The organism is Paenibacillus terreus (assembly GCF_042138595.1).
Taxonomy (GTDB): Bacteria; Bacillota; Bacilli; order Paenibacillales; family Paenibacillaceae; genus Paenibacillus; species Paenibacillus terreus.
In genome coordinates, this window is the sequence record NZ_JBHIRX010000015.1 from 86,629 (window position 1) to 110,685 (window position 24,057).

The following is a 24,057-nucleotide window of genomic DNA, read 5'->3' on the forward strand; positions in this document are numbered from 1 at the left end:
CCGCGATGATGAGCATTCCCCCCAGGAACTGTGAGGCGGAAATAGGATTCTCCCAATCGGGATGCAAATCTATTCACCATGCAGATATTCTTTGCGTTAGATTTTCTCCCCTCATAAATTATCGAATTTTGTAACAAAAGCGTGAAAAAGATCAAACTCCCAGAAGTTTTGCGGTTGCGGAAAAAATGAAAGCGGTATATATTCGTTAAAAAAATGATGGAGAATTAGCTCCTGCAGTAATATGCCGAATATATAACATGAATTGTTAGTTATATCGGAAGTTTGGGATTGCCACCGACACCAGAACATACATCGCTTGGCTAGACAGAGAGGGGAAAGAACATGCGCAAATATCGGATTTTGGAGACGATTCGCCAGCTTGGGGCTTATAGCGAGAGCGAGGGGGTTACGGCGGAGGAAGCGGGACGAGCCGCGGGGATTCTGCGGCATAATGCCAGCGCCGACTTGAATGAACTGTTCCGGGATGGTCTGCTCCATAAAAGCGGAGGCCGGCCCGTCCGGTTTTGGCTTGCGGACCATGCGAATACAACAACAGGAATGGTAAACGATGATGAGGCTACAAGATGGGGACAAGCAGGTGCTGTTGCCAGGCTGACAGGGATGTCCGGAACATCCCGTACGGGAGGAACGCCAGGAACATACGGAAGGACGGATGCCTCTGTGCTGCAGCAAGCCCCCACAGCTCCCGCAATATCCAGGGCACCAGGAGCTCCCGTCTCCTGCTTCGATCAGATGATTGGAGCCCAGGGCAGCCTGCGGACAGTGGTGGAGCAGGCCAAAGCAGCGATGCTGTACCCGCCGACAGGGCTGCCTACCTTGATTGTGGGACCGACAGGTGCGGGGAAAAGCCATCTGGCCGAGATCATGTACAAATATGCGGTGCAGGCCGGGCGGATCGATGCGTCCGCACCTTTTAACGTGCTGAATTGCGCGGATTATGCCGCCAATCCGCAGCTTCTGCTCGCACAGCTGTTTGGTTATGTTAAAGGAGCTTTCACCGGAGCAGAGAAGAATACGCCCGGTCTTATCGCCGAGAGCGAGAACGGTATCCTGTTCCTGGACGAGATTCATCGTCTGCCTCCTGACGGGCAGGAAATGCTGTTTCTATTAATGGACCGCGGGGAGTATCGCATGCTGGGAGACGGAGGGGCTTTGCGCCGGGCGTCCATCACGCTCATCGCAGCTACCTCGGAGGATCCACATTCCGTGCTGTTGAAAACGATGCTGCGCCGCTTTCCAGTCATGATTACTATCCCCGATCTGAACGGACGTCCGCTGGAGGAAAGGCTGGAGCTGATCGAGTTGTTTTTTCAGGAAGAAGCCACGCGTGTGGGCGTAGGGATCTCTGTTAGCCCGCTCGTCATCGTGGCGTTGCTTACCTTCCGCACCGCAGGTAATATCGGGGAGCTGAGAAGTGCCGTGCTGCTCGGCTGCGCCAAAGCCTTTTTGAATTATATTGCAAATGGCAGTCATACGGAGACGATGCCCCTTTATCTGACCCATCTGGCTCCGCAAATTCAGTTGAATTATTTGCGTAATCATATGGATACCTCCCGCGCGGAAACGGTGATCGGTCTGGAGGATCGGATCTACCATCCCGAGAAGGGAGCGGCAGCGGGGGAGTCTGTCGGCCAACGACCAACTCTTGATCTGTACAGTGAGCTTCGTGCACGCATGAACGGTTATTTGAACAGCGGGCTGGACCACGAGGAGGTCCAGAAGCTGATTCAAGTGGATGTCGACTATTATTTGAGACGTCTCCTGGGCCGACAGGCGGATGCGCCCAGGCTGCAAGAGCAGTTTCTTGTGGTGGTGTCCGATTTCGTGGAAGAGGCGGGACGGCAGTTGGGCTGTGTCTTCGGGCCGCAGACGGTGACTGGCATTGCCCTGCATCTGGCTTCTGCCGACATGGGAAAGGGCCCGGATGCGGACCGGATTATGGATCTGGTGGGGCATTGTCCGCGGGAATACGGGGTTGTGCTCTCCTTGGCGGACCGGCTCGAGAAAGGTCTTGGCATTGCGCTCTCGCCGGGGGAAGCGGGATTCCTATCGCTGTTTCTGGCGACCCACCGCCGCAGTCGTCAAGAATCGCCGGATTTGAAGGTAATGGTCATTGCACATGGCGATCACACGGCGAGCAGTATGGCCGCAGTGGCCAACCAGCTGCTGGGGGAAAACCGGGTTATCGCCGTGGACATGCCACTAAATGTCAGCGTGGATGAGACGCTGCAGCGGGCCGCTCAGCAGCTGCAGGAAGCAGGCAAGGTCCGAGGCGTGCTGTTACTTGTTGACATGGGCTCTCTGACGGGCTTCGGCCGTTATCTTGAACGGGCTGCCGGGGTCCCCGTAGAGGTGGTGCCACTGGTAACGACGGCTTCGGTGATAGAAGCGGGGCACTTGGCGGGTCGCAGCGATGTGGATCTGGCGTATATGGTCAATGCGGTGAAACAGATATACCTGGAGGATGCGGACCAGCTGCCAACAGAGAACGGAAGACGAGTGATCATCACGACCTGCCTTACAGGTCAAGGGACAGCACGCAAGCTGGCTGCCTTTCTGGCGGAAGCACTGCCTGTCTCATTGCGCAACGAGGTGCATGTACAGCCCGTCAATCTGGACAATGGATCGGATATCCCCGAGCTGCTGGTGGAGGGCTGGCGCGGGTCCGTCATCGCCGCAGCAGGCACCGTGGACCCTTGTCTGCCCGGTGTGGCCTTTATCGGCATGGAGCAAATTTTGTTCGGTAAAGGCATCGAGACGCTGATATCTCTTGCCATGGGACATGTGGCTGAGGAAGAGGATACAGCAGCCATTACCCGGGAAGGGGCGGTGGAACTGGCCAAGCGTTATATCATCGATTCCGTGGAGGGACCGGAAGGTAAGATGTATGCCGACGATGCGGACAGGTCTCTGAGGGAGCTGGAGGATCTGCTCGGAAGCCGCGTCAGCCCGAGTCAAGCAGCACGCTGGACTATTCACTTTGCCTTCGCCCTGGAACGGCTGACGACGGACGGGCCGGTGCTTGACTGCGCTGAGCTGGCATTCCTGGAAGAGAAGCATGGGCTTCTGCTGGATATTCTGGACCAGGCGGTGCAGCCAGTCTGCAGGGATCGGCAGGTAGATATGCCACGGGATGAGATCGGGTTTTTGGCACAAATTATTTTGTCATAAGACACTAAACAGACGGCGGCCTTGTTAGTGTCTTGAACGGCGGGGACAATTGTCTTCGCCGTTTGTTTTTTGCTTACGGGAGAAGGTAGTTAGTGTCTTGGCACGATTCTTGCATCTATGTTAAGCGAGGGTAAAACAGCTATTTATTTTGCAAGGGATGGGGGAATTCAGATGAAAATTGTGCTGGTTCGGGTAGATGACCGTTTGATCCATGGCGAGGTGGCGGTAGGATGGACCAGAACGCTGGGAGCGACCCATATTGTGGTCGCCAACGATCAGGCATCGACGGATGCCACCCAGAAGATGCTGCTCAAAATGGCAACTCCTGTCGGGGTGAAGTCGACCGTATTAACTGTGGCGGATGCGGCTCTGCAGCTCTCCGCCGGAAAGTTCAGGAACGAAAAAGTGCTCGTGCTCGTGCGGGATCCACAATCGCTGCTCGGTCTGATGGAAGGCGGGTTCAAGCTGGATCAGGTAAATGTCGCCAATGTGCGTATGGCGGAAGGACGGCAGCGGATCACGAAACAGGTGGCGGCTACACCGGAGGAACTGCAGGCATGGAAAGAGCTGGACCGGATGGGCATTAAGCTCGAAGCACGGCTTCTTCCCGGCAATTCACCAACGGATTTTGGACAAATTATCAGAGCCTTGTAAGGCGGAGGTGTTGAGGTTTGATCGGCATATTGGTAGTAACGCATGGCGAGTTAAGTCAATATTTGCTGGAGACAGCTGCAATGTTTGTAAGCGATATCACACTAACACGAGCTGTAACGTTTCCAGCAGGGCAAGGAAGTGAAGACCTGGAAGCTGCGGTGCGGCAGGCGGTCGCTGGCATGGCACCGAATGACGGGATTCTGATTCTGGTGGATTTGCCTGGCGGAACACCGGCCAAAATGGCTGCATCTCTGCTCCAGGATAACGACAAGCTTGAGGTGGTCACCGGGGTGAATATTCCGATGCTGGCTGAGGCCTTAATGTATCGGGACAACATGAGCCTGTCCGAGCTGGCCGCACAGGCTGTGCTCTCGGGCACAGAAGGAATCCTTGATGTGAAGAAGATGCTTCAGCTGCACAAAAAGGAAGTGTAAACGAAACCGCCGTCAGGCGGTGTCCAAGGTTGGCAGTATTTTATATCGATTCAAGGAGTGATAGGACGAATGTCGATCATAACGGCGCTTTTATTATCCTTTGTAGCTGGTTTCGCATACTTTTCTCGCCGTTTTCTCGGGGACCTGTATCTCGAGCGCCCTATCGTTCTGGCGCCGATTGTTGGTCTCATTCTGGGAGACCTGCATACCGGTCTGATTGTCGGCGGAACGCTCGAATTGATTTTTATGGGCGTAACCAATGTCGGCAACTCCATCCCGCCCAACTATACGATTGGCGGCGTACTGGGTACGGCATTTGCCATCACCTCGGGGCAAGGGATTGAGACTGCGCTTCTGATTGCAATTCCTGCGGCGCTGCTGGGCGTATTTTTCGAAATGCTTGCCAAAACGATCTGCGTCATGCTGGTAGGTGTAGCTGACCGCTTGGCGGACCGCGGGGAGGACAGGAAGCTCGCGCGACTCCTGCACGTCGGGAACCTTGTGCATTTTCTGTCCAATGCGATTCCGACGTTCATCGCTCTCGTTCTGGGCAACACCATCGTTCAGGCGATCGTGGAAGGCATACCGGTGTGGCTGAAGGACGGCCTTACCGTTGCGGGCAACCTGCTTCCGGCCCTTGGTTTCGCTTTGCTGCTGAGCGTGCTGGCTACCCGCGCACTGTTCCCGTTTTTCTTCATTGGCTTCCTCATCGTCGCTTATATGAATATGGGAATCCTCGGCGTGGCGGCACTTGGGCTTTGTGTCGCGTTGGTTATGCAATATCGCCGCAATGATCTCGAGGAGTATAACGAGATGGAGAGCGAGGCCGCCGCAACTACTGCGGACTTAAGCGACATCTTTACCAAGTCCGATATCCGTCGTCTGTTCTTCCGGTCATTTGCGATCCAATCGGCGTTCAGCTTTGACCGGATGCAGGCTTATGGTTTTTTGTGGGGCATTCTGCCACTGCTCAGAAAGCTTTACAAGGATAAGCCGGAGCAGTTTAAGGCTGCACTGAAACGCCACTTGATCATTTACAATTCACACTCTTGGCTGCCCGGACCGGTGATGGCGTTGACTCTCGATCTGGAAGCAAGGAAAGCCAACGGAGAGGAAATCGACGATCAGGCGATCCAGGGCTTGAAATCCGGTTTGATGGGCCCTATCGCAGGCGTAGGCGATTCGATGTTCAACGGAACGCTGAAGCCCATGCTTGGCGGAGTCGCGGCGGCGCTTGCCTTGCAAGGTAATGTGGTTGCCCCGCTGCTGTTCTTCTTCGGCGTCAATATCGTGCATGTGCTCGTTCGCTGGTACACCCTGAACAGAGGTTTCGCGCTGCGTGAGCAGTTTCTGGCGGTTATGGCCTCCGGACAGATCAAAATGGTTATGGAAGCCGCGACGATCATGGGCTTGATGACGGTCGGCGCACTGACGGCTACCTGGCTGAAAGTATCGACCCCGATTGCTTACAACATGAAGGAAACCAGTGTATCGATTCAAACGATGCTGGACGGAATCATGCCGAAACTGCTGCCGCTCGCCTTTGTAATGATTGTCTTCTGGTTAATCCGCAAGCGGATGAAAACGACGACACTGATGTTTGGTTTGATTATTGTCGGCCTTGTACTTGGTGCTCTTAAAATCCTCAATTAGAAAGGGAGAATTAAAATGACAACAACTACGGAACTGATTGATTATGTATATGCCCAGCCTGCGATGCTGAAAGAGATTGTGAACAACAGGAAAGAACTGTTGAAATCATTTATGGACGGATTCCTGAAAAACAACGTGTCCAGAATCATTTTTACAGGCTCCGGCTCTTCCTACAATGCGGCAATGTCATCCAGACACTTTATCGAAAAAACACTGCAGGTGGAAGTGCAGGTGGAATTCGCGCATACCTTCGCCCAGTACTCTTGTGTCTATGATAAGCAAACGCTGGTATTCGCACTGTCGCAAAGCGGAGAAAGCACCGCTGCCGTCGAGTGTGTGCAAAAAGCGAATGAGCTCGGGCTGTTCACCGTTGCTGTTACTTCCCAGGAAGGAAGCCTGATTACGGAATTCGCGCAAAACCAGATTATTGTTCCGTCCGGAGAAGAAAAGGCCGGCGCAACCACGAAGGGCTTCACCGCAACAACGCTCACTCTGTACCTGATGGCGATCGAAACAGCATATGCTGCAAACAAGCTTGAGGAGAGCGAGTACAACCGTTACATTCAAACCCTGCTGAGCATCATCGACAACATGAAGAACACGATTGCTGCGGCCGAGGCATGGTACAATGAGCATAAAGATGAGCTGCTGGAAGCCAAAAGCTATGTATTCAGCGGAACAGGTGATCTGTACGGCACAGCGATGGAAGCGGGCCTAAAGTTTCTGGAGACCTCGCGCATTCCTGTCAGCATCTATGAGTTCGAAGAGTTCATGCACGGACCGTATAATGCGATTGATGAAAACAGCTATATTTTCTACTTTGCGGACCCGGGTCAGGATTATGAACGGATGCTCACGCTGGCGGATTATTTTGCGAAAATAACCCCGCACGGGTTTGTGGTGACCAAGAGCAGCGATCAGCCGCGTCCAGGCTCCTTGAGTCCGGAGTTTATCAACGACCCGGATTTGGCGCCGATCGAATATATCGTCCCCATGCAGGTGCTGTTCTTCCGCGCGGCTAAAGAACGGGGTGTCAACATGAGAACACCGAGATATGTCGATTTCCACCCATCCATGAAGAGCAAGAGACGCCTCAGATTTTTATAGATCGAAAACAGGGATTCGGAGTGGAAGAGAGACCTGATTCGGAATAATCTCGTGATCGGAAGGGGGAAGGTTAGGATGCTGTCACAGCCTAATTTCATGCAGGGGCAATCGATGAAGCTGAGCATGACACCACGGTTGATTCAAACCGTGAACATGCTGCAAATGTCCGCGATGGAGCTGTCGCAGTTTATTCAAGAACGGGCGCTTGAGAATCCGTTTCTGGACGTGGATTTTGGCTTTGAGCCGATGAAAGGCGCACGCCCGGTCGGTCCCCGTACCGGTGAAGCCGGCGGGGCCGAGAGGATCAGTGCGGACCGCGATACACTTGAAGCCGTCCTGCTCAGCCAGCTGCGTATTGCTGGCGTACAGGGACGCCGCTACCAGCTCGCCGCTTATTTGGCCGGCAATTTGAACGCGGCCGGATATTTGACGGTCACGCTGGAGGAAGCGGGTCATCAACTGGGCGTGCCCATGCTGGAAGTGGAAGCGGCGCTGCGGCTGCTGCAGGCTTTGGAGCCGGCCGGCATAGGCGCGCGTTCGCTGCAGGAATGCCTGCTGCTGCAGATGGCCCGGGACCCGGCTGCGGATAGTTTGGCTTCCGAGATGGTGTCCCGCTTCCTTGACGAGCTGGCGGGCGGAAGGCTGCAGCGGATTGCTGACGCCCTGGATATTCCCGCCGAACGAGTTAAACAGGCCCTTGCCTATATTCGGACACTGCATCCGCGCCCGGGGATGATGTACGACCACCACTCCCCAAAATATGTTACGCCGGACGCAGCTATCCGGTGGGAGCAGGATGATTGCAAGGTTGCCCTGGATGAGAAGAGTCAGCCGAAGATTACGATCAACCGTGTTCATGCCGGGCTGACAGGTCTGCATGAGCACCCGTCGGCCAGACGTTATGCGCGCGAACATTTGCGGGAGGCCCAGTGGCTCGTAAGGTCTGTTGCGCAGCGAAAAGCGACATTGCTGCGGGTTATCGAAGCCATAGCGCATGAGCAGCGCTCGTTCCTGGAGAAGGGGCGGTCGGAGCTGAAGCCCATGAATCTGAAAAAGATTGCCGGTCGGCTTGGTCTCGACGAATCTACGGTCAGCCGGGCCGTGAGCGGCAAATATGTGCAGACACCGCATGGGGTGTTTGAATTGAAAGCTTTTTTCACGAGTGGGTTGTCTACCTGCTCGGGAGAGGAGACGTCATCCGAGAGCATTAAGGTGCGCATCCGGCAGCTGATTGAAGCGGAAGATACGGCCCGTCCCCTGTCGGACCAGCAAATCACCGATCTGCTTGTACAGGAGGGTATCCGTATTTCACGCAGAACCGTGATGAAGTACAGGGAGGAGCTGCGCATATTATCTTCCAAGCTTCGGCGGTGCGTTACGTAAAAAGCCGGATTGCCGTTTTGCATGCCGGCTCAACTGGGGAAATCCCGTCCGATTTCCATTGAAGTTTGCGCATACTAAGAGGTTAGTCAGCTAGAAACTGGCTAACCTCTTTTTTTATCCAAGGAAACATGAAAGGAGTATTGATGTTAAGCATCCTATTACATATTATGTTGTCTTACAAATTTGTTGTATATATAATGATTATGTCAAGGTTGAAGGAAGCTATAGAAATTAATTGATATATACATATAAGATAAGGAAGTGATTCCGATACAATTTAATCGTGTGTCAAGCAACAAGCTGTACATACAGATCTATGACCAAATTCTCTCCCAGATTCAAACGGGAGCGTTTGCGATTGGTGATAAATTGCCCACCGAGCGGGAACTGTGCGCACAATTTGGGGTAAGCCGGGCCCCGATCAGACAGGCCCTGAGCGCTCTCGAAATGAAAGGTTACATCTACTCCCGTCAGGGAGAAGGAGTTTATGTCAAGAGTACCCAGGTCCCTGCCGAATCGCAGCCAGGCGAAACCTTTCTTGATTCCATCTCCCCGGAGGATATTGTTGAGGCAAGAATGAATATTGAACCGCTCATTGCCAGATATGCTGCTGAGAGAGCAACAGATGAGGACATCGAGGCGCTTCGCACAACAATTAAGCGGATGGAACAAGAGACGGAGAAGGGGAGCTATGTGCCGGAAACGGATGAGAGATTGCACATGGAGATCGCCAGGGCATCCCATAATGACCTGTTCATTCAATTCATGACAGTCATCACTCAAGCCATGAAGCAGCAGGAAATGTGGAAGTTTATCCGTGACCGGACTGTAACTCGTCCGGATTACCGGGATACCAATTTCAGCGAGCATGAGCAGATTATTCATGCCATTGAAAATCACCAGGATGAAGCAGCGGCCAGGCTTATGACCACCCACATGCAAAATTTATATGATCGATATTGGAAAGATTAAATGATAACGAGACTCCCTCTGTAGCCATATGAGCACAGGGGGACTTTTAGTTATGCTTTCTTTTCGATAATTAACATATTGACAACTAAAAAATAAGACATTATACTCGAACACAAGTTAACTTAGTATACAAGTTATCAAGTACACCAATTTTTTTAAAGGGGGTATTGTAAGCGTTTTATTATCTGCAGCAAGAATTTGTATCATCTTTTGGGGGGATGTCATTTGGATTTTCAGCAATTAGAGAAATCTACCGTTCGTAAAGTCACTCTGCGATTGATTCCCTTTTTATTTTTGTGCTTTACCATTTCCATCCTCGACCGTGTGAACATTGGCTTTGCCGCACTGCGCATGAATGAAGACCTTGGTTTTTCGGAGGCTGTTTACGGGTTTGGAGCTGGCATTTTCTTTATCGGTTATTTCCTGCTGGAGGTACCGGGCAGTGCCATGATGACGAGGATTGGTGCAAGAAGATGGATCAGCAGAATAATGGTCTCCTGGGGCGTGATTGCGATTATTATGGCGTTTATCCAGACGCCGCTCCAATTTTATATTGTCCGATTTTTGCTCGGTGTTGCAGAAGCAAGCTTTTATCCATGTATGGTGCATTATTTGAGCGGATTCTTCCAGACAAAGCATCATGCCAAAGCCATTGCAGGTTTTATGATCGCCATTCCGGCGGCTAATGCGGCAGGTTCCCCTCTTTCGACTTTTTTTCTGCAGCTTGATTGGCACGGGCTTGCCGGATGGCAGTGGCTATTTATTTTGGAAGCGATTCCAGCGGTCATTTTGGGGATCGTATGTTATTTCTACCTGACAGACCGGATTGAGGATGCCAAATGGCTAACACAGGACGAGAGAAACTGGCTGCTGGATGTTACCAATAAAGAAGCTTTGGAAAAGCAGAAGGTAAAGAAGCTCACGTTCATGGAGGTCCTGCGGGATCGGGATGTGCTGATTCTGGCCCTCGGATATTTCTTCTGGATGTTTGGCTATTACGGAATTAATATGTTTCTGCCGACGATTTCAAGAGGCTTGACCGAAAAGACCGGCCTGTCATTGCAAAATATTGGCTGGCTGCTGGGACTCATGTATCTGTGCGCCATGGTCGTCATGTATCTGGTTGGCAAAAGCTCCGACAAAACGAATGAGAGAAGATATCATGTGGCCTGCTGCTTAACTGTGAGCGCCATTGCCATGATCATCAGCGTTTATTTAGCGGAATCCAGTACCGTGGGAGCATTTGTTATGTTAACCATTAGCCTTTGCGGGGCTTTCGGGGCTTACTCTCCATTCTGGGCAATACCGCCTTCTTTCCTGACGGGAGCAGCCGCGGGCGGAGGAATCGCATTGATTAACAGCATAGGCAATCTTGGCGGTTTTTTCGGGCCGTATTTTGTAGGCTTTGTTAATGATTTAACAGGGTCGCACAATCTGGGCATGATCATTTTGGGAGTCAGCATGATTGTAAGCGCTTGTATTGTCGTTCTGCTGGTGAAGCAGTCGGGGAAAAACAAAACTGTAAAGGCATCTTCCACCTTGGAACAGACCGGTTAAGGCAAAGCGGATACAAACGAGATGATTCTGAATAAAAATTGAAGCGGGTATAACGACTTTAAACAGAGATATACTCGTTTTTATTTCAGTACACTTAGGATACAAGTTAACAAGTTTACAAATTTGACGGATTATAAAACCAAAATTGAGGTGATCCACATGGTAAACATCAGTGTTGAGGAGCTCAAGCAAAAGGCGGTGGAGTTAAGGCAGACCGCCCTTACGATGATTTACGAGGCGAAATCGGGACATCCCGGAGGTTCGCTATCCGCAGCAGATATCGTAACCGCCCTTTATTTTAAAGAAATGAACATTGATCCATCCAATCCAAAATGGGAGGATCGTGACCGCTTCGTGTTATCCAAAGGGCATGTCTGTCCGATCCAGTACGCTGCGCTGCTGCATCGTGGCTTTGTTCCCCAGGAAAGCATCCATACCCTGCGAAAGTACGGCTCTCCCTTTCAGGGGCATCCGGATATGAAAAAGTGTCCCGGCATTGACATTTCTACAGGCTCTCTCGGCCAGGGACTTTCCTGCGCAGTGGGCATGGCGATAGCCGGCAAGCGGGATGGAAAGGATTATCGGGTCTTCGCGATGCTGGGTGACGGTGAGTGCCAGGAAGGACAAATCTGGGAAGCGGCGCAGACCGCCAATAAATATCAGCTCGATAATCTGATCGTATTTATTGACGATAATAATCTGCAAATTGACGGTACATGTGACGAAATTATGCCCAACCTCGATCTGGAGCTCAAGTTTAAAGCCTTTGGTTTTGAAACAAGAAGAATTGATGGTCATGACATGCAGCAGATTGTGGATACACTGGACGAGATTCGGGAAGTGAAGAACGGCAAGCCTAAATGCATCGTGTGCAATACCGTTAAGGGAAGAGGCGTGTCTTTCATGGAAAATGTGTGCGGATGGCATGGAGCTGCCCCGAAGGAAGCTGAATATTTGCAGGCATTGGAAGAAATCGCGGGAGGTTTGAAATGATGAATGCACAGGAGAAAACTGCAGTTGCCAAGAAAATTGCAACCCGGGAAGCCTTTGGACATGAAATTCTGGAGCTTGGGAGAAAGAACAAGAGCATCTATGTAGTCGACGTGGATATCGGCAAGTCGTGCAAAACCACAGAGTTTGCCAATCAGCTCCCGGAGCAGCACATTAACGTGGGAATTGCCGAGCAGAATGCCGCAGGGCTTTCTGCCGGTCTGGCAACAACGGGCAAAATTCCTTTTATCAGCACCTATGCGGTATTCGGATCGCTGCGCATGGCCGAGCAGATTCGGCAGGAGGTCTGTTATCCCAATCTGAACGTGAAAATCGCCTGCTCCCATGGCGGGCTGACTCCGGCGAATGACGGGGGAAGCCACCAAGCCATTGAGGATATGGGCGTGCTGCGCACGATCCCTAACATGACAGTGATTATGGGAGCGGATTACTACTCCACCCGCAAGCTGGTGGCCCAGGCCGCTAAGCATTACGGACCGGTCTACCTCCGCTTTACCCGTGACGCTGTTCCTGTCATCTATGACGAGGAAGAGCAATTTGAAATCGGGAAGGCCAAAAGGCTGAAGGAAGGGAAGGATATCGCGATCATTGCGAATGGAGATACCGTGCATCTGGCGTTGAAGGCCGCCGAGGAGCTGGAACGGGAAGGGGTATCCGTAAAACTGCTTGATATGCACACACTTAAGCCGCTGGACCGTGAAGCAGTTGTCGAATGCCTGGATACCGGATTTATCATTACGGTCGAGGATCACAATATTTTGAATGGGCTGGGCAGCGCGGTCAGCGAGGTTGTGGCCGAGGAAGGCGGAGCGATTCTGCGCAGGATTGGAGTACAGGATCGATTCGGGGAATCGGCTCCTTACGAAAAGCTGCTTGAGCTTAACGGAATCACGGTTGAGAACATTGTACACACAGCCCGCAACTTGCTGAACACGAAAGCTGAATGATTGATTAATAATACAAATGAACAAGAGGGAGTGTCCATAGATGTTTGAATTGACAAATCGGGTAGCGATTGTAACCGGAAGCGGATCGAAAAGAGGGATCGGGCGCACTATTGCCTTAACGCTGGCCAAGCAAGGAGCGAAGCTCTGCATTGCGGACATCAACCGGGACGGAATTCAGGAGACGGTGGATGCCATTAAGGCTGCAGGGGGAGAGGCGATCGGGGTTGAGCTGAATGTAACCAGCGAGGAGTCTGCCCGGTCCATGGTCGAGCAGGTGCTGCAGGCCTACGGAAGAATAGACATTCTTATTAATAATGCGGGAATATCACAAAAGGCAACCGTTGAGGAAATGACCCTTGAAGATATGACCCGGATCTTTAACGTGAACATGTTCGGACTATTTTTGTGCACGCAAGCCGTGCTGGAGCCGATGAAAAAGCAGCGGTACGGCCGGATTGTGAACCTCTCTTCCGTCTCCGCCAAGCGGGGCGGAGGGGTATTCGGCGGAGCCCATTATTCCGCATCCAAGGCTGCAGTTCTGGGCTTCTCCAAAAATCTTGCGCGCGAGGTGGCACAGGATGGAATCACGGTAAACTGCGTTGCTCCTGGTCTGGTGAATACGGATATCTGGAAATCGCTGGACAAAAGCACGGCGGACGGAGTTATTGCGGGAATTCCCATGGGCCGGCCGGGTGAAACGGAGGAAATCGCATCAGCCATCGCTTTTCTGGCGTCCGAGGAAGCCTCGTATATTACCGGGGAAGAAATCGACATTAACGGCGGTTCACATATGGATTAAGCCATCATGCACGATGTTCTTCATATTCTGAAAGGACATGAATGTTTAACAGGCAGTTCCGGCATCCTCCCGGCACTGCCTTTTATTGATTGTGTGCCCAGTATGGGCGTTATCTGAGGCCAGGACTTATTCCCAGCAAGAGATTAATTGATTGATAAAATCATCGAAGTTATGCGTAGAAGATAACAGATTCACATTTTTGTCATCCGTTAATATGGTGGCCAATGCGTCGAATACGTCGCGGAATATTTTCCGATCCTCGCTGCTTATGGTGAGTAGTAATACAATTTTCACGATGGAATGATCCCATTTAATCCCTTCCGGATTCAAATAAATGAACATGCCTGTTTTGCGGGATTCCATTTTTATCGCATGAGGGATGGCAACGTGCCCGAACGCAGTAGACGACATGGCTTCCCGTTCCATAATTTTGTCCAAGAAATCATCGTCCGTATAACCATCTTGAACCATAATTTCACAGATAAAACGTAAAACGTCTTCTTTATTAGACCATTTCGTAGAGTTGTAAAAATGTCTTTTATCCAAAAAAGATGTTAAATTGGCCTTGAATTGATTTTTCTTTTTTTGCTCTTTTAATTCAAATATTTTGTCTGATACTTTTTCCCTGTCACTTTCGATAAAAAAGGGAGTAATCACGACATAGGGCACTTCCGGAATCTTATGCAGTTGGGCAGAAGAAATAATGAAATCACTGTTTACATGATTCAAATCGCTCTCATCGGTCACAATGGAATGAATGGAAATATCATCGCCAAAATACTGCTGTAATTTATTGATGATTTGCACATTCATATTGTAGTAAAGCGGGAACAGCACCGTGCATGAGATTTTTACATTCGATTGCCGCTGCAATTCAATGGCATATCCCAGGTGAAAAGCCAGATAAGCAATTTCGTCATCGCTAATGATATAACCGGTTTTTTCTTTAATGACATGTGAAGCATGAACAGCGCAATCATAAATGAGCGGGCATTCTCTTTTGATCGTACTGGTTAAAGGATTTTTCGTTGAATGATTGTTTTTTAACCGCATTAAAAGATTTTTGACATGCAGCGTAAAACGTGTAATAAAGTCAGAATCGGCAATACTGATGTAGTAATATTTATCCAGGTCAATGGCTATTTCACTTACCAAATCAATACAATCTTTGCCGGCGATGCTTTCCAGGTCGCTTACTTCAATCTGGGTAAAGTTCACATTCGTCCCATTACACGAAATTAAGATCGCCAAATCCGCGATTTCTTCCTCCGGATATTGTACATGAAAATAGGACTCTAATTTTAAGGCGATTTCTTCAGCAATTACATACGCATTGTTGTCCGTACTGTAGTTAACGTTCTTATTTAAAAATTGAAAATCATGCTTCATTCTGTCCAGTGCAATGGTGATGTGAATAATCACATTCGTTAAATAATAATCATTCGTAAAAAAGTGATGGGCAGAAAAGGTTTCCGCAACGACTTCCCGAATGTAATCGATATTTAATTCCTTATAAAACCCTTTTATTTTATCAATGTCAATAAAGCTCCCATTAGCCTCTTCGTACAAAATGCTGCTCATTAATTTGCGCTTATCTTTTTCTTTTCCTTGTAAGCCTACATGATCCTTGATCAAATGCAATTCCAAATTATTTTTGGCAAGCTTTTCTTTAATCAGCTTTAAATCCAGTCTAAGTGTTGACTCGCTGATAAAAAGATCGTCGCTTAAATCATAGATATGAATCGGTTGATGGGTCTGTACCAGTTTTTTCAGAATATAGGCAATTCGCTCGGATTGGGTTTGCGGGATCGCTTTTTGTTCTTTTGACAGAAATGAATTTACTTTATCGGTATTGACTTTATAACCTTTATTTGACGATATGATTAACCCTTGGTGAATATTATTAATCTCACTGATGTAAGATTTGATGGTACGTTTGGATACGTTGAATTTATCCGCCAAACTCTGCGATGGAATCCATTCATTGTTATAAGACATTAAAAATTGAATTAAATCAATATAATGCGCTTTCATTCATGATTCCTCCTTTTAAGCTATTCCACAAAATGTTGCACCATGGGGGTGCAGTTTTTTATTTGGCCCATTTTTAGGTTTGTAATATAGTTGGGTTGTAACAAATGATAGCGCTGTCACAACAAGATGAAAAGAAAAATTTATACCAATGCACAGCAAAGACAAGGAGGATTACCATGGGAAATTCAAGCGAAATGTTAAAGGTGTTGTTAGTTTGCGGGTCTGGTGCAAGTTCCGGTTTTATGGCTGCCAATATTAGAAAAGCCGCTAAAAATAGAAATTTGAACATGGATATTAAAGCGAGAGGGGAAGCGGAAATCGAAAATTATATCGATGATATCGATGCTTTGTTGGTGGGTCCCCACTTGGCTTATATCATGGATGATATCAACGACCTTACCAAAGATAACCAGAATGTCAAAGTAATCTTAATGAAGTCTTCTTATTATTCCACTTTAGATGGGGATGCCGCTTTAGATGATTTAATGAGTGAATTGAAAATTTAAAGGGGATAAGAACAATGAACACATTAATAGAATGGCTGAAAAACGACTTCTCTCCTAGGATGAATAAAGTTAATAACAATGTATGGGTAGTTGCGCTTAAGGATTCTGTCATGCAATTGCTGCCTTTTATTCTCTTAGGTTCGGTATTTTGCCTTCTAACTATACCCGGAGATGTGTACCATATCAAAAATTATCCTGATTTTTGGGTTCCTTTTGGATGGACGATGGGCATGCTTTCACTGCTGGTTTCTTTCCTGATTCCATTTAACTTGATGGAAAAAAAGAAGTTAAGAAAACAGCGCTTTATTGCCGGATGTACAAGTATGATTACTTTCTTGATCATCGTTACACCACAAGTCGTTAAAGACGGTACGGTTGGTTTTATGCATACCTCTTTGGGAACGGGTGGCATGTTTGTTGCCATCATAGCCGCTCTTTTTACCGGTTATATCATGAGTCTGTTCGGAAAATTCTCTTTCTTCAAAGAAGATTCCGTCATACCGGATTTTGTCAGATCGTGGTTTGATTCCATGCTTCCCATTGGCGTGACCTTGGTTCTGGCTTGGGTGTTGGTCGATCTCGTTCATATTGATATATACAACATTATTCTAAATATTTTCATGCCGTTGGCGAATGTAGTAGAGACCCCTTGGGGATTTATGTTAATTTTGTTTATCAGCTGTTTCTTGTATTCCATGGGGATTTCCAGCTGGATTTTGACCCCTGTCACCAAGCCGATTTTTCTGGCGGCCATTATGGCCAACGCTACCGCGGGGGCGCACAATATCGTAACGGCCGAAACGATTTATTCGGCATATCTGTGGGTAGGCGGTGTGGCCTGTACCATGCCGCTGGCCATTATGCATTTGCTTTCCAAGAGCACCAAGCTCAAAGCGCTGGGGCGGGCAAGTATTGTACCTTCCGTCTTTAATATCAACGAGCCTTTGGTGTTTGGTTCCATCGTATGGAATCCCATTATGATGCTGCCGATGTGGATCAATGGTTTAATCTTGCCGTTGATCGTTTGGATCGGAACTAAAGTCATTCCTTTTGCCCCCATACCGAAAGTGGTTTTCGATATGTGGTATGTTCCTTTTCCAATTGCCACGTGGATTACAACGGGAACCATTACAGGCATTATCCTGATGTTGATCGTTGTCGCGGCAGCCACATTGATCTGGTATCCATTTTTCAAAACGTACGAAAAGCAAGAGCTTGAAAAAGAAACGCCGCAAACCAATTAATCTATTTTTGAACAACCCTTATAAAGGAGACTTTATTATGACCTCGGAACAAGTAGCTCAGGATGCGATGCAAATCATTTTGCACGCAGGGGAAGCAAGAAAATATTGTACAGATGCATTAAAGGATATTGAAAAAAGCGACTTTGCTGCGGCGAAGGAAAAGATGAAATTAGCAAATTCGGAAATTGTCATCGCTCATCGTGTGCAAACGAATTGTATCCAAAAAGAAACAGAAGGGGAACAAGGAGAGTACTCCGTTTTATTTGCCCATGCACAAGACACGCTCATGACGGTCTATAGTGAGATTAATCTTGCCAAGCGTTTGATTGAAATTTTCGAGAGTTTTAATGAGAGACTGACCCAACTGGAAAAGATCAATAAATAAAGAAGGGGAGTAATTAAAAATGAAAAACATTCCAACAGGATTCCCATCCGACTTTTTATGGGGAGGGGCCGTCGCTGCCAATCAAATCGAAGGTGCTTATGATGTGGACGGAAAAGGTTTAAGTGTAGCGGATATTAATGAATATTTGGATGGCATTCCGTTAGATAAAAAGTCGAATTTGGAGCTGACCACGCACTATATTAAAGAAGCTATTCAGAGTGAAGGCCGCATTTTCCCGAAACGCTGGGGGATCGATTTCTATCACACATATAAAGAAGACTTGAAATTGTTAGGGGAGCTGGGACTCAAAACCTTTCGCACCTCGATCAACTGGACAAGAATTTTTCCCAATGGTGACGAAGAACAGCCGAACGAAGCAGGCCTGAAATTTTATGATGACCTGATTGACGAGATTATAGCGAACGGCATGGAACCCATGATCACCCTGTCGCATTATGAAATGCCGATTCATCTAACGACGGCTTATAAAGGGTGGTACTCCAGAGAATTGATTGACTTTTTTGTCCGCTTCGGCCAAGTGGTCTTTGACCGGTATCATAAAAAAGTGAAATATTGGATTATCGTGAATCAAATCAATTTGATCGATCATGAATCCTTTAACCACCTGGGTATTGCGGAGGATGTGGTGGATGATTTGGCCTCTGCCAAATACCAGGGCTTGCATCATGAATTTGTTGCCTGCGGCCTGATCACAAAGTATGCCAAAAGTCTGGATCCCAATTTGCAAATCGGCATGATGCTGTGTGGGGGACCGGCTTACCCGGCTACCTGCCGACCGGAAGACATCTTTGCCACCGTGCGCAGAAATCAGATGGAGTACTTTTTCTCCGATATTCTGCTTCGCGGATATTATCCGGGTTATGCTTTCCGTTATTTCGCCGACAATAACATCACGGTCGAATTTGCAGAGGGCGATGAAGAAGCACTGAAAAATACGGCGGACTTTATGTCCTTCTCTTACTACTATACCCGCATTTACGATGCGGAAAGCATGAAAAACAAAACAGGACCTTACCGCAATACCGAACTTCCGGCCAACCCTTGGGGATGGACGATTGATCCGATCGGTCTGCGTACTTTTCTCAACCTGTTCTATGACCGGTATCAGTGCCCTATTTATATCACGGAAAACGGGATCGGTTACCATGACACCCTGGAAGAAGACGGCTCCATCCATGATTCCTACCGGGTGGACTATTACCGGGCCCATATTGAGCAAATGAAAGAAGCTATTAAGGATGGGGTGGATTTAAGAGGTTATTATGCTTGGGGGCCTATCGATATTATTAGTTGTTCTTCCTCGGAAATGAGCAAACGATATGGATTTATTTACGTGGACCAAGATGATTATGGAAAAGGCAGCAAAAAGCGTCTCAAAAAAGACAGTTTTTCCTGGATGCAAAAAGTGATCGCTTCCAATGGAGAAGACTTGGACTAGAGGTTTCGTAAATGCCTGTTTATCTGAAATTTGGCGGACGATTATTGATATTAGTCGTTGCCATGGGTTTTACCGCGGTAGGAGTCAACTTATTTATCGAGTGTAATATCGGGTCCGATACGTTAACGGTTCTATTGGATGGATTGCATCAAAGTACCGGAATGAGTATAGGCCTGACCAGCTTTTTCGTAAATCTTGTTTTTCTTGCCGCGGGTCTTTTGTTAAATCGTAAATCGATAGGTTTTTCTTCTATTATTTATTCTTTCTTTGTAGGACCATTCATTAATTGGATTCATCCGTTCATTGCCAATATGGAGCTGTCGGATTCATCCCTATTCATAAAAATCGCCATCGTCATTCTGGCTAACTTTTGTTACTCCATCACTTATGTATTATTGATGAAATTTGGCAATGGAATGTATGCGATCGACGCTATTTTGCGATATACGGAGTCGAAATTCGGATTAAGGTATGATATCGGCAGAATAGGTGTGGATGCCATCTTTTTAAGTACCGGATTCTTTTTCGGGGGAATTGTAGGTATAGGAACAGTTATAGCATTTGCTTTAACCGGGCCGGGAACGCTGCTGCTTGAAAAGACCCTGTTTTTCCCTCTGCAAAAGAAATATGAGAATTCACTGAGATAGAGGGGAGTGGTGTGAAAGCTGCCGATCACATTGAAATTGGCATGCCTTTAATACCCCAAAATTTAAAGAACGCTATTCTTTCCGGAACATAGGAAAGGATAGCGTTTTTCTCTTGTTGGATTGGTAGTTTCCAATATTTCCTAAGTGCGAATTCGAAAAATAGTGGAACAATTTCAACGTTTTGAACGTCTATTTTATAAGCACTATTTTTAGTCTGTTTTTAGTCTGCTTATTTACCTGATGCCAAGAGAAAGGAATTTATCACGTGTCGGTTCAGAAGAAGGAAATTGGCCAACTGGATATGGAATTTCACCAGCAGCTTTTAGAGGAGCAATTTCGGCTGTCCGAAGGAAGCAACGGTGAGATGGACGAGAACCTGAAAGCCATTCTGTCCGAGCGGTACGGGGTGCTTCAGTCTCAGGTTCTAAACCGGAATAATTTGAATTTGCTGATCCGGTGCCAGGTCAACCGGAATAATCCCATATTGAAGGCTGAGCTGGTGGATGAGATCCTGTGGAGAATTCTGCAGAAGGTTAGCGGAACCTGGAGCTATACGGTGAGGCAAACGGCTCACAGTGTCCATTGTTACAGACTGATTCTGGAGCAGAATCATATTTTTATCGTAAAAAACGACGAGCACGTAGTGGAATTCAAGCCACCGGCTTTCCTATAAGACAACTACATATTTTTTTACAAAAGTGCATGATGCAAAAAAGCTTCATGCACTTTCTACTTGTACTCCGTATTCGAACAGTCTCAAAATATATTCTAAAAATTGTGGACACAGCTATTACATTAACTAATCTTGGGTTGTACAATAATGGTATCAAATACACGGATTTTGCCATGAAATTTACGCAAAAGATGCAGGTTAAATATGAGAAAAAATATTCACCAGCAATACTGGCCCGTGTTTTGAAAGCGCTATCGTAAAATAGGCGAAGGGCAATGCTCCTGATTGTTTGGCGGCAATGCCAAGATGTTTTCTGGGCATGTAAAAAGAGGTCCTTACCGGAGAGGAGAAGCTTGATGGATTTGGAAAAGACGCACAGATTGTGGTATGACCGGCCAGCGGCGGAATGGAACGAGGCGCTGCCGGTAGGAAACGGGCGGCTGGGAGCGATGATTTTCGGCGGCACGGCAGCGGAAAAGCTCCAATTGAACGAAGATACGGTATGGTATGGAGGGCCGCGCGACCGCAACAACCGTGATGCTCTTCCTCATTTGCCGCAGCTGCGTGAAATGATTAAGCAAGGGCGGCTGCGGGAGGCGGAGGAGCTGGCTTCCCTGACGCTGCCGGGGCTGCCGGAATGCCAGCGGCATTATTTGCCCTTGGGCGATCTGCTCCTGACCTTCAGCGATCATGACCAGCCCTGCACCGAATACATCCGCGAGCTTGATCTGAAGCAGGGCCTGTGCCGAATCCGTTACCGGATCGGGGAAGTGACATATACGAGGGAAATTTTCGCGAGCTATCCTGACCAGGCGATTGTTATTCGTCTTACAGCGGACAAGAAGCAGGCACTTTCATTGAAAGCCCGGTTTGACCGGGAACAGTGGAGATATCTGGAGAAGACGGAGAAATGGGAGCAGAACGGACTTGTGATGAAAGGAGAGTCCGGCGGGCAGGGTGGGAGCGCCTTTTGTGCTGTACTGAAGGCGGTCTGCGAAGGGGGAAGCTCCCGGACCATCGGTGAGCATCTGCTGGTGGAAGGAGCCGATTCGGTCACCCTGCTGCTTGCTGCAGGAACTACGTTCCGTTATGAGGACCCCGAGCAGTATTGCAAACAGCATTTGAGCGGATTGACCGGTCTGCCTTACGCCGAACTGCTGGAACGGCATGTTTCCGATTATTATAATCTGTACGGCCGGGTCAGTCTGACGCTGCCGGCGGAGCCGGATAAGAGCCATCTGCCTACAGACGCACGGCTGGAACTTGTCCGCCAAGGGGAAGAGGATCACGGGCTGGTTGCCCTCTATTTTCATTACGGCAGATATTTGCTGCTTTCATGCAGCCGTCCGGGATCGCTGCCCGCCAATTTGCAGGGAATATGGAATGACAGCTTCCTTCCTCCGTGGGACAGCAAATTTACAATCAACATCAACACCCAGATGAATTATTGGCCTGCCGAGCTCTGTAACCTGGCCGAATGCCATGAGCCTTTGTTTGACATGATCGAGCGGATGAGAGAGCCGGGAAGGGTTACGGCCAGGGTGATGTACGACTGCCGCGGGTTCACCGCGCACCACAATACGGATATATGGGCAGATACGGCGCCCCAGGACACCTATCTGCCGGCATCCTTCTGGCCCATGGGAGCGGCCTGGCTGTGCCTGCACTTATGGGAGCATTACCGGTATGGCCAGGACCGGGAGTTCCTGAAGCGGGCATACGAAACGATGAAGGAAGCTGCGGTGTTCCTGCTGGACTACCTGATTGAGGATCAGGAAGGCCGGCTGATTACTTGTCCATCCGTCTCACCCGAGAACCGGTATATTCTGCCCAACGGTGAGACAGGAGTTCTCTGTGCCGGGGCTTCCATGGATTTTCAGATTATTGAGGCCTTGTTCAAGGCCTGTATCCAAAGCGCGGAAATTCTGGGGAGCGATCAGGAATTCAGCGTAGAGCTGTCCTCAGCTCTGGAACGTCTGCCCAAGCCGAAAATCGGCAGGCACGGCCAAATTCAGGAGTGGATGGAGGATTATGAGGAGGCTGAGCCGGGCCATCGCCATATTTCGCATTTATTTGCTCTCTACCCCGGCGATGCCTTTACGACCAGGCCTTCCCCGGAGTTGACGGCCGCCGCCCGGGTTACGCTGGAACGCAGATTGGCCAGCGGCGGCGGGCATACCGGCTGGAGCCGGGCCTGGATCATTAACTTCTGGGCCCGCCTGCAGGATGGGGAGAAAGCTTATGAAAATGTGATGGCGTTGCTCGATCACTCCACCCTGCCCAACCTGTTCGATAATCATCCGCCTTTCCAGATCGACGGCAATTTCGGAGGCAGTGCGGGCATTGCCGAGATGCTGCTGCAGAGTCACACCGGTGTGCTCCGTTTGCTTCCCGCCCTGCCCGGCCAGTGGAGCGAGGGTGAAGTCACAGGCCTGCGCGCCAGGGGAGGCTTTACAGTCAGCTTCAAATGGTCTGGGGCGCTTGTTACAGAAGCAGTCATTGAGTGTGCAGCTGCGGGACCCTGCCGGATTGAGGCTCCGGGGCTCGCTCCCATCGATTTGATGGCTGAAAAGGGGAAAAGCTATTTCTTTTCTAGATAGACAACAGTGCTAGAGGAACTGACTGCGGCAAAAAGAAAGGAAGCCATTCAGGCCACCCGCTGTTCTTTAAACGGAAGTATATTGAATGGCTTTTTTTCAGTTATTTGGCTAACCGATCATCCGCAGATGAACCATTGCCGACATTCCCTTTTTCAAAAAAAATACTGGACTGATCATTTCGGAAAATGTATACTGTACTTAGCAAAGAGAAGGAAGGGATGATCATGGGCCGCACCAAGGAATTCGACCTTGAGCAGGTGCTCCATAAAGCGATGCTCGTTTTCTGGGAAAAAGGCTATGAAGCGACGAGCATACCGGATTTGGTCAAAGCCATGGGCATCAGCAGATCGAGCATGTATGAAACATTTGTAGACAAAGAAACGCTTTATGTGCAGGCCTTTAAGCATTATAAGAGAGTCTGGGAGAAAAAACGGACCCTACTGAGGCAAGCAACGTCTGTAAAAGAGGGAGTTCGCCAGTATTTTGAGATGCATATTGCCGGCGCATATGATGAAGCTTATCCCAAGGGCTGTCTCGTGACGAACACGATCGTCTCTGCCGATTCTCCTCATCAGGAGTTTCACCAATTGACCCGGGAAAGCCTGAATGAGCTTGAGCGGTTATTTTATGAGCTTCTCCAAAAGGGCCAACAGAGCGGAGAAATCAGTCCTGACAAAGACATCAAAGTGCTTGCAACCCTGCTGCTTCACTTGAACCATGGCATAAACGTCATGGCCAGATCCACAAGTGACAGGAAAGCGGCTGAAGACATGATAGCTGCGGTAATTGAAATGCTGTAG

Annotated in this window: 20 protein-coding genes; 19 read left to right on the forward strand and 1 reads right to left on the reverse strand. The window is 48.8% G+C overall.

The window, feature by feature from the left end; genetic code table 11:
• Positions 1–342 precede the first annotated feature (342 nt).
• The 11 genes from ACE5KN_RS22775 to ACE5KN_RS22825 all read left to right on the forward strand — a co-directional run bounded on the left by ACE5KN_RS22775 (position 343) and on the right by ACE5KN_RS22825 (position 13,709).
• Positions 343–3,192, forward strand: coding sequence for a sigma 54-interacting transcriptional regulator (locus ACE5KN_RS22775; protein ID WP_375527262.1), 2,850 nt, complete (start codon positions 343–345; stop codon positions 3,190–3,192).
• 171 nt (positions 3,193–3,363) lie between these two features.
• On the forward strand, positions 3,364–3,846 hold the full coding sequence (locus ACE5KN_RS22780; protein ID WP_375527261.1) for a PTS sugar transporter subunit IIB: 483 nt from the start codon (positions 3,364–3,366) through the stop codon (positions 3,844–3,846).
• Positions 3,847–3,863: 17 nt separating this feature from the next.
• Positions 3,864–4,280 carry a PTS sugar transporter subunit IIA gene (locus ACE5KN_RS22785; protein ID WP_375527260.1) on the forward strand — a complete coding sequence of 139 codons (417 nt, stop codon included), beginning with the start codon at positions 3,864–3,866 and terminating at the stop codon, positions 4,278–4,280.
• A 69-nt stretch (positions 4,281–4,349) separates the two neighbouring features.
• On the forward strand, positions 4,350–5,933 hold the full coding sequence (locus ACE5KN_RS22790; protein ID WP_375527259.1) for a PTS system mannose/fructose/sorbose family transporter subunit IID: 1,584 nt from the start codon (positions 4,350–4,352) through the stop codon (positions 5,931–5,933).
• A 15-nt stretch (positions 5,934–5,948) separates the two neighbouring features.
• Complete coding sequence (locus ACE5KN_RS22795) at positions 5,949–7,040, forward strand: SIS domain-containing protein (protein ID WP_375527258.1); 1,092 nt, start codon at positions 5,949–5,951, stop codon at positions 7,038–7,040.
• A 75-nt stretch (positions 7,041–7,115) separates the two neighbouring features.
• Positions 7,116–8,423: an RNA polymerase factor sigma-54 gene (rpoN, locus tag ACE5KN_RS22800; protein WP_375527257.1), complete on the forward strand. Its 1,308-nt coding sequence runs from the start codon at positions 7,116–7,118 to the stop codon at positions 8,421–8,423.
• Between the two features lie 261 nt (positions 8,424–8,684).
• A complete protein-coding gene (locus ACE5KN_RS22805; RefSeq protein WP_375527256.1) occupies positions 8,685–9,395 on the forward strand; it encodes a FadR/GntR family transcriptional regulator in 711 nt (236 codons plus the stop codon).
• Between the two features lie 225 nt (positions 9,396–9,620).
• On the forward strand, positions 9,621–10,952 hold the full coding sequence (locus ACE5KN_RS22810) for an MFS transporter (protein WP_375527255.1): 1,332 nt from the start codon (positions 9,621–9,623) through the stop codon (positions 10,950–10,952).
• A 159-nt stretch (positions 10,953–11,111) separates the two neighbouring features.
• Positions 11,112–11,945, forward strand: a complete 834-nt coding sequence (locus tag ACE5KN_RS22815) for a transketolase (RefSeq protein ID WP_375527286.1) — start codon at positions 11,112–11,114, stop codon at positions 11,943–11,945.
• Complete coding sequence (locus tag ACE5KN_RS22820) at positions 11,945–12,910, forward strand: transketolase family protein (RefSeq protein ID WP_375527285.1); 966 nt, start codon at positions 11,945–11,947, stop codon at positions 12,908–12,910. Before ACE5KN_RS22815 ends, ACE5KN_RS22820 begins: the two co-directional genes overlap by 1 nt.
• A 40-nt stretch (positions 12,911–12,950) precedes the next feature.
• A complete protein-coding gene (locus ACE5KN_RS22825; RefSeq protein ID WP_375527254.1) occupies positions 12,951–13,709 on the forward strand; it encodes an SDR family NAD(P)-dependent oxidoreductase in 759 nt (252 codons plus the stop codon).
• Positions 13,710–13,835: 126 nt separating this feature from the next.
• On the opposite strand, the gene ACE5KN_RS22830 is transcribed toward ACE5KN_RS22825, so the two are convergent.
• On the reverse strand, positions 13,836–15,743 hold the full coding sequence (locus ACE5KN_RS22830) for a BglG family transcription antiterminator (RefSeq protein ID WP_375527253.1): 1,908 nt from the start codon (positions 15,741–15,743) through the stop codon (positions 13,836–13,838).
• 176 nt (positions 15,744–15,919) lie between these two features.
• Between ACE5KN_RS22830 and ACE5KN_RS22835 the strand changes: the two genes are divergently transcribed.
• From ACE5KN_RS22835 to ACE5KN_RS22870, 8 genes are all read left to right on the forward strand, one after another.
• Positions 15,920–16,249 carry a PTS sugar transporter subunit IIB gene (locus ACE5KN_RS22835; RefSeq protein ID WP_375527252.1) on the forward strand — a complete coding sequence of 110 codons (330 nt, stop codon included), beginning with the start codon at positions 15,920–15,922 and terminating at the stop codon, positions 16,247–16,249.
• 59 nt (positions 16,250–16,308) lie between these two features.
• Positions 16,309–17,493 carry a PTS sugar transporter subunit IIC gene (locus tag ACE5KN_RS22840; RefSeq protein ID WP_375527251.1) on the forward strand — a complete coding sequence of 395 codons (1,185 nt, stop codon included), beginning with the start codon at positions 16,309–16,311 and terminating at the stop codon, positions 17,491–17,493.
• Between the two features lie 37 nt (positions 17,494–17,530).
• On the forward strand, positions 17,531–17,878 hold the full coding sequence (locus ACE5KN_RS22845; RefSeq protein WP_375527250.1) for a PTS lactose/cellobiose transporter subunit IIA: 348 nt from the start codon (positions 17,531–17,533) through the stop codon (positions 17,876–17,878).
• A gap of 19 nt (positions 17,879–17,897) precedes the next feature.
• On the forward strand, positions 17,898–19,337 hold the full coding sequence (locus tag ACE5KN_RS22850; RefSeq protein ID WP_375527249.1) for a glycoside hydrolase family 1 protein: 1,440 nt from the start codon (positions 17,898–17,900) through the stop codon (positions 19,335–19,337).
• Between the two features lie 11 nt (positions 19,338–19,348).
• A complete protein-coding gene (locus ACE5KN_RS22855) occupies positions 19,349–19,984 on the forward strand; it encodes a YczE/YyaS/YitT family protein (RefSeq protein ID WP_375527248.1) in 636 nt (211 codons plus the stop codon).
• Positions 19,985–20,249: 265 nt separating this feature from the next.
• Positions 20,250–20,657, forward strand: coding sequence for a hypothetical protein (locus tag ACE5KN_RS22860; protein WP_375527247.1), 408 nt, complete (start codon positions 20,250–20,252; stop codon positions 20,655–20,657).
• A gap of 356 nt (positions 20,658–21,013) precedes the next feature.
• Entirely contained in the window at positions 21,014–23,257 is a 2,244-nt protein-coding gene (locus ACE5KN_RS22865; RefSeq protein WP_375527246.1) for a glycoside hydrolase family 95 protein, read from the forward strand.
• Positions 23,258–23,442: 185 nt separating this feature from the next.
• The gene (locus ACE5KN_RS22870; RefSeq protein ID WP_375527245.1) at positions 23,443–24,057 is read left to right on the forward strand and encodes a TetR/AcrR family transcriptional regulator; all 615 of its coding nucleotides are present in this window, start codon (positions 23,443–23,445) and stop codon (positions 24,055–24,057) included.

Excerpts from the sequence above, each read along its gene's own strand:
- ACE5KN_RS22825 (WP_375527254.1), top strand. The coding sequence starts at position 12,951 with ATGTTTGAATTGACAAATCGGGTAGCGATTGTAACCGGAAGCGGATCG.
- ACE5KN_RS22830 (WP_375527253.1), bottom strand. The coding sequence starts at position 15,743 with ATGAAAGCGCATTATATTGATTTAATTCAATTTTTAATGTCTTATAAC.
- ACE5KN_RS22870 (WP_375527245.1), top strand. The coding sequence starts at position 23,443 with ATGTATACTGTACTTAGCAAAGAGAAGGAAGGGATGATCATGGGCCGC.
- ACE5KN_RS22840 (WP_375527251.1), top strand. The coding sequence starts at position 16,309 with ATGAATAAAGTTAATAACAATGTATGGGTAGTTGCGCTTAAGGATTCT.
- ACE5KN_RS22795 (WP_375527258.1), top strand. The coding sequence starts at position 5,949 with ATGACAACAACTACGGAACTGATTGATTATGTATATGCCCAGCCTGCG.
- ACE5KN_RS22865 (WP_375527246.1), top strand. The coding sequence starts at position 21,014 with ATGGATTTGGAAAAGACGCACAGATTGTGGTATGACCGGCCAGCGGCG.
- rpoN (WP_375527257.1), top strand. The coding sequence starts at position 7,116 with ATGCTGTCACAGCCTAATTTCATGCAGGGGCAATCGATGAAGCTGAGC.
- ACE5KN_RS22820 (WP_375527285.1), top strand. The coding sequence starts at position 11,945 with ATGAATGCACAGGAGAAAACTGCAGTTGCCAAGAAAATTGCAACCCGG.
- ACE5KN_RS22775 (WP_375527262.1), top strand. The coding sequence starts at position 343 with ATGCGCAAATATCGGATTTTGGAGACGATTCGCCAGCTTGGGGCTTAT.
- ACE5KN_RS22835 (WP_375527252.1), top strand. The coding sequence starts at position 15,920 with ATGGGAAATTCAAGCGAAATGTTAAAGGTGTTGTTAGTTTGCGGGTCT.
- ACE5KN_RS22790 (WP_375527259.1), top strand. The coding sequence starts at position 4,350 with ATGTCGATCATAACGGCGCTTTTATTATCCTTTGTAGCTGGTTTCGCA.
- ACE5KN_RS22855 (WP_375527248.1), top strand. The coding sequence starts at position 19,349 with ATGCCTGTTTATCTGAAATTTGGCGGACGATTATTGATATTAGTCGTT.
- ACE5KN_RS22780 (WP_375527261.1), top strand. The coding sequence starts at position 3,364 with ATGAAAATTGTGCTGGTTCGGGTAGATGACCGTTTGATCCATGGCGAG.
- ACE5KN_RS22850 (WP_375527249.1), top strand. The coding sequence starts at position 17,898 with ATGAAAAACATTCCAACAGGATTCCCATCCGACTTTTTATGGGGAGGG.
- ACE5KN_RS22815 (WP_375527286.1), top strand. The coding sequence starts at position 11,112 with ATGGTAAACATCAGTGTTGAGGAGCTCAAGCAAAAGGCGGTGGAGTTA.
- ACE5KN_RS22845 (WP_375527250.1), top strand. The coding sequence starts at position 17,531 with ATGACCTCGGAACAAGTAGCTCAGGATGCGATGCAAATCATTTTGCAC.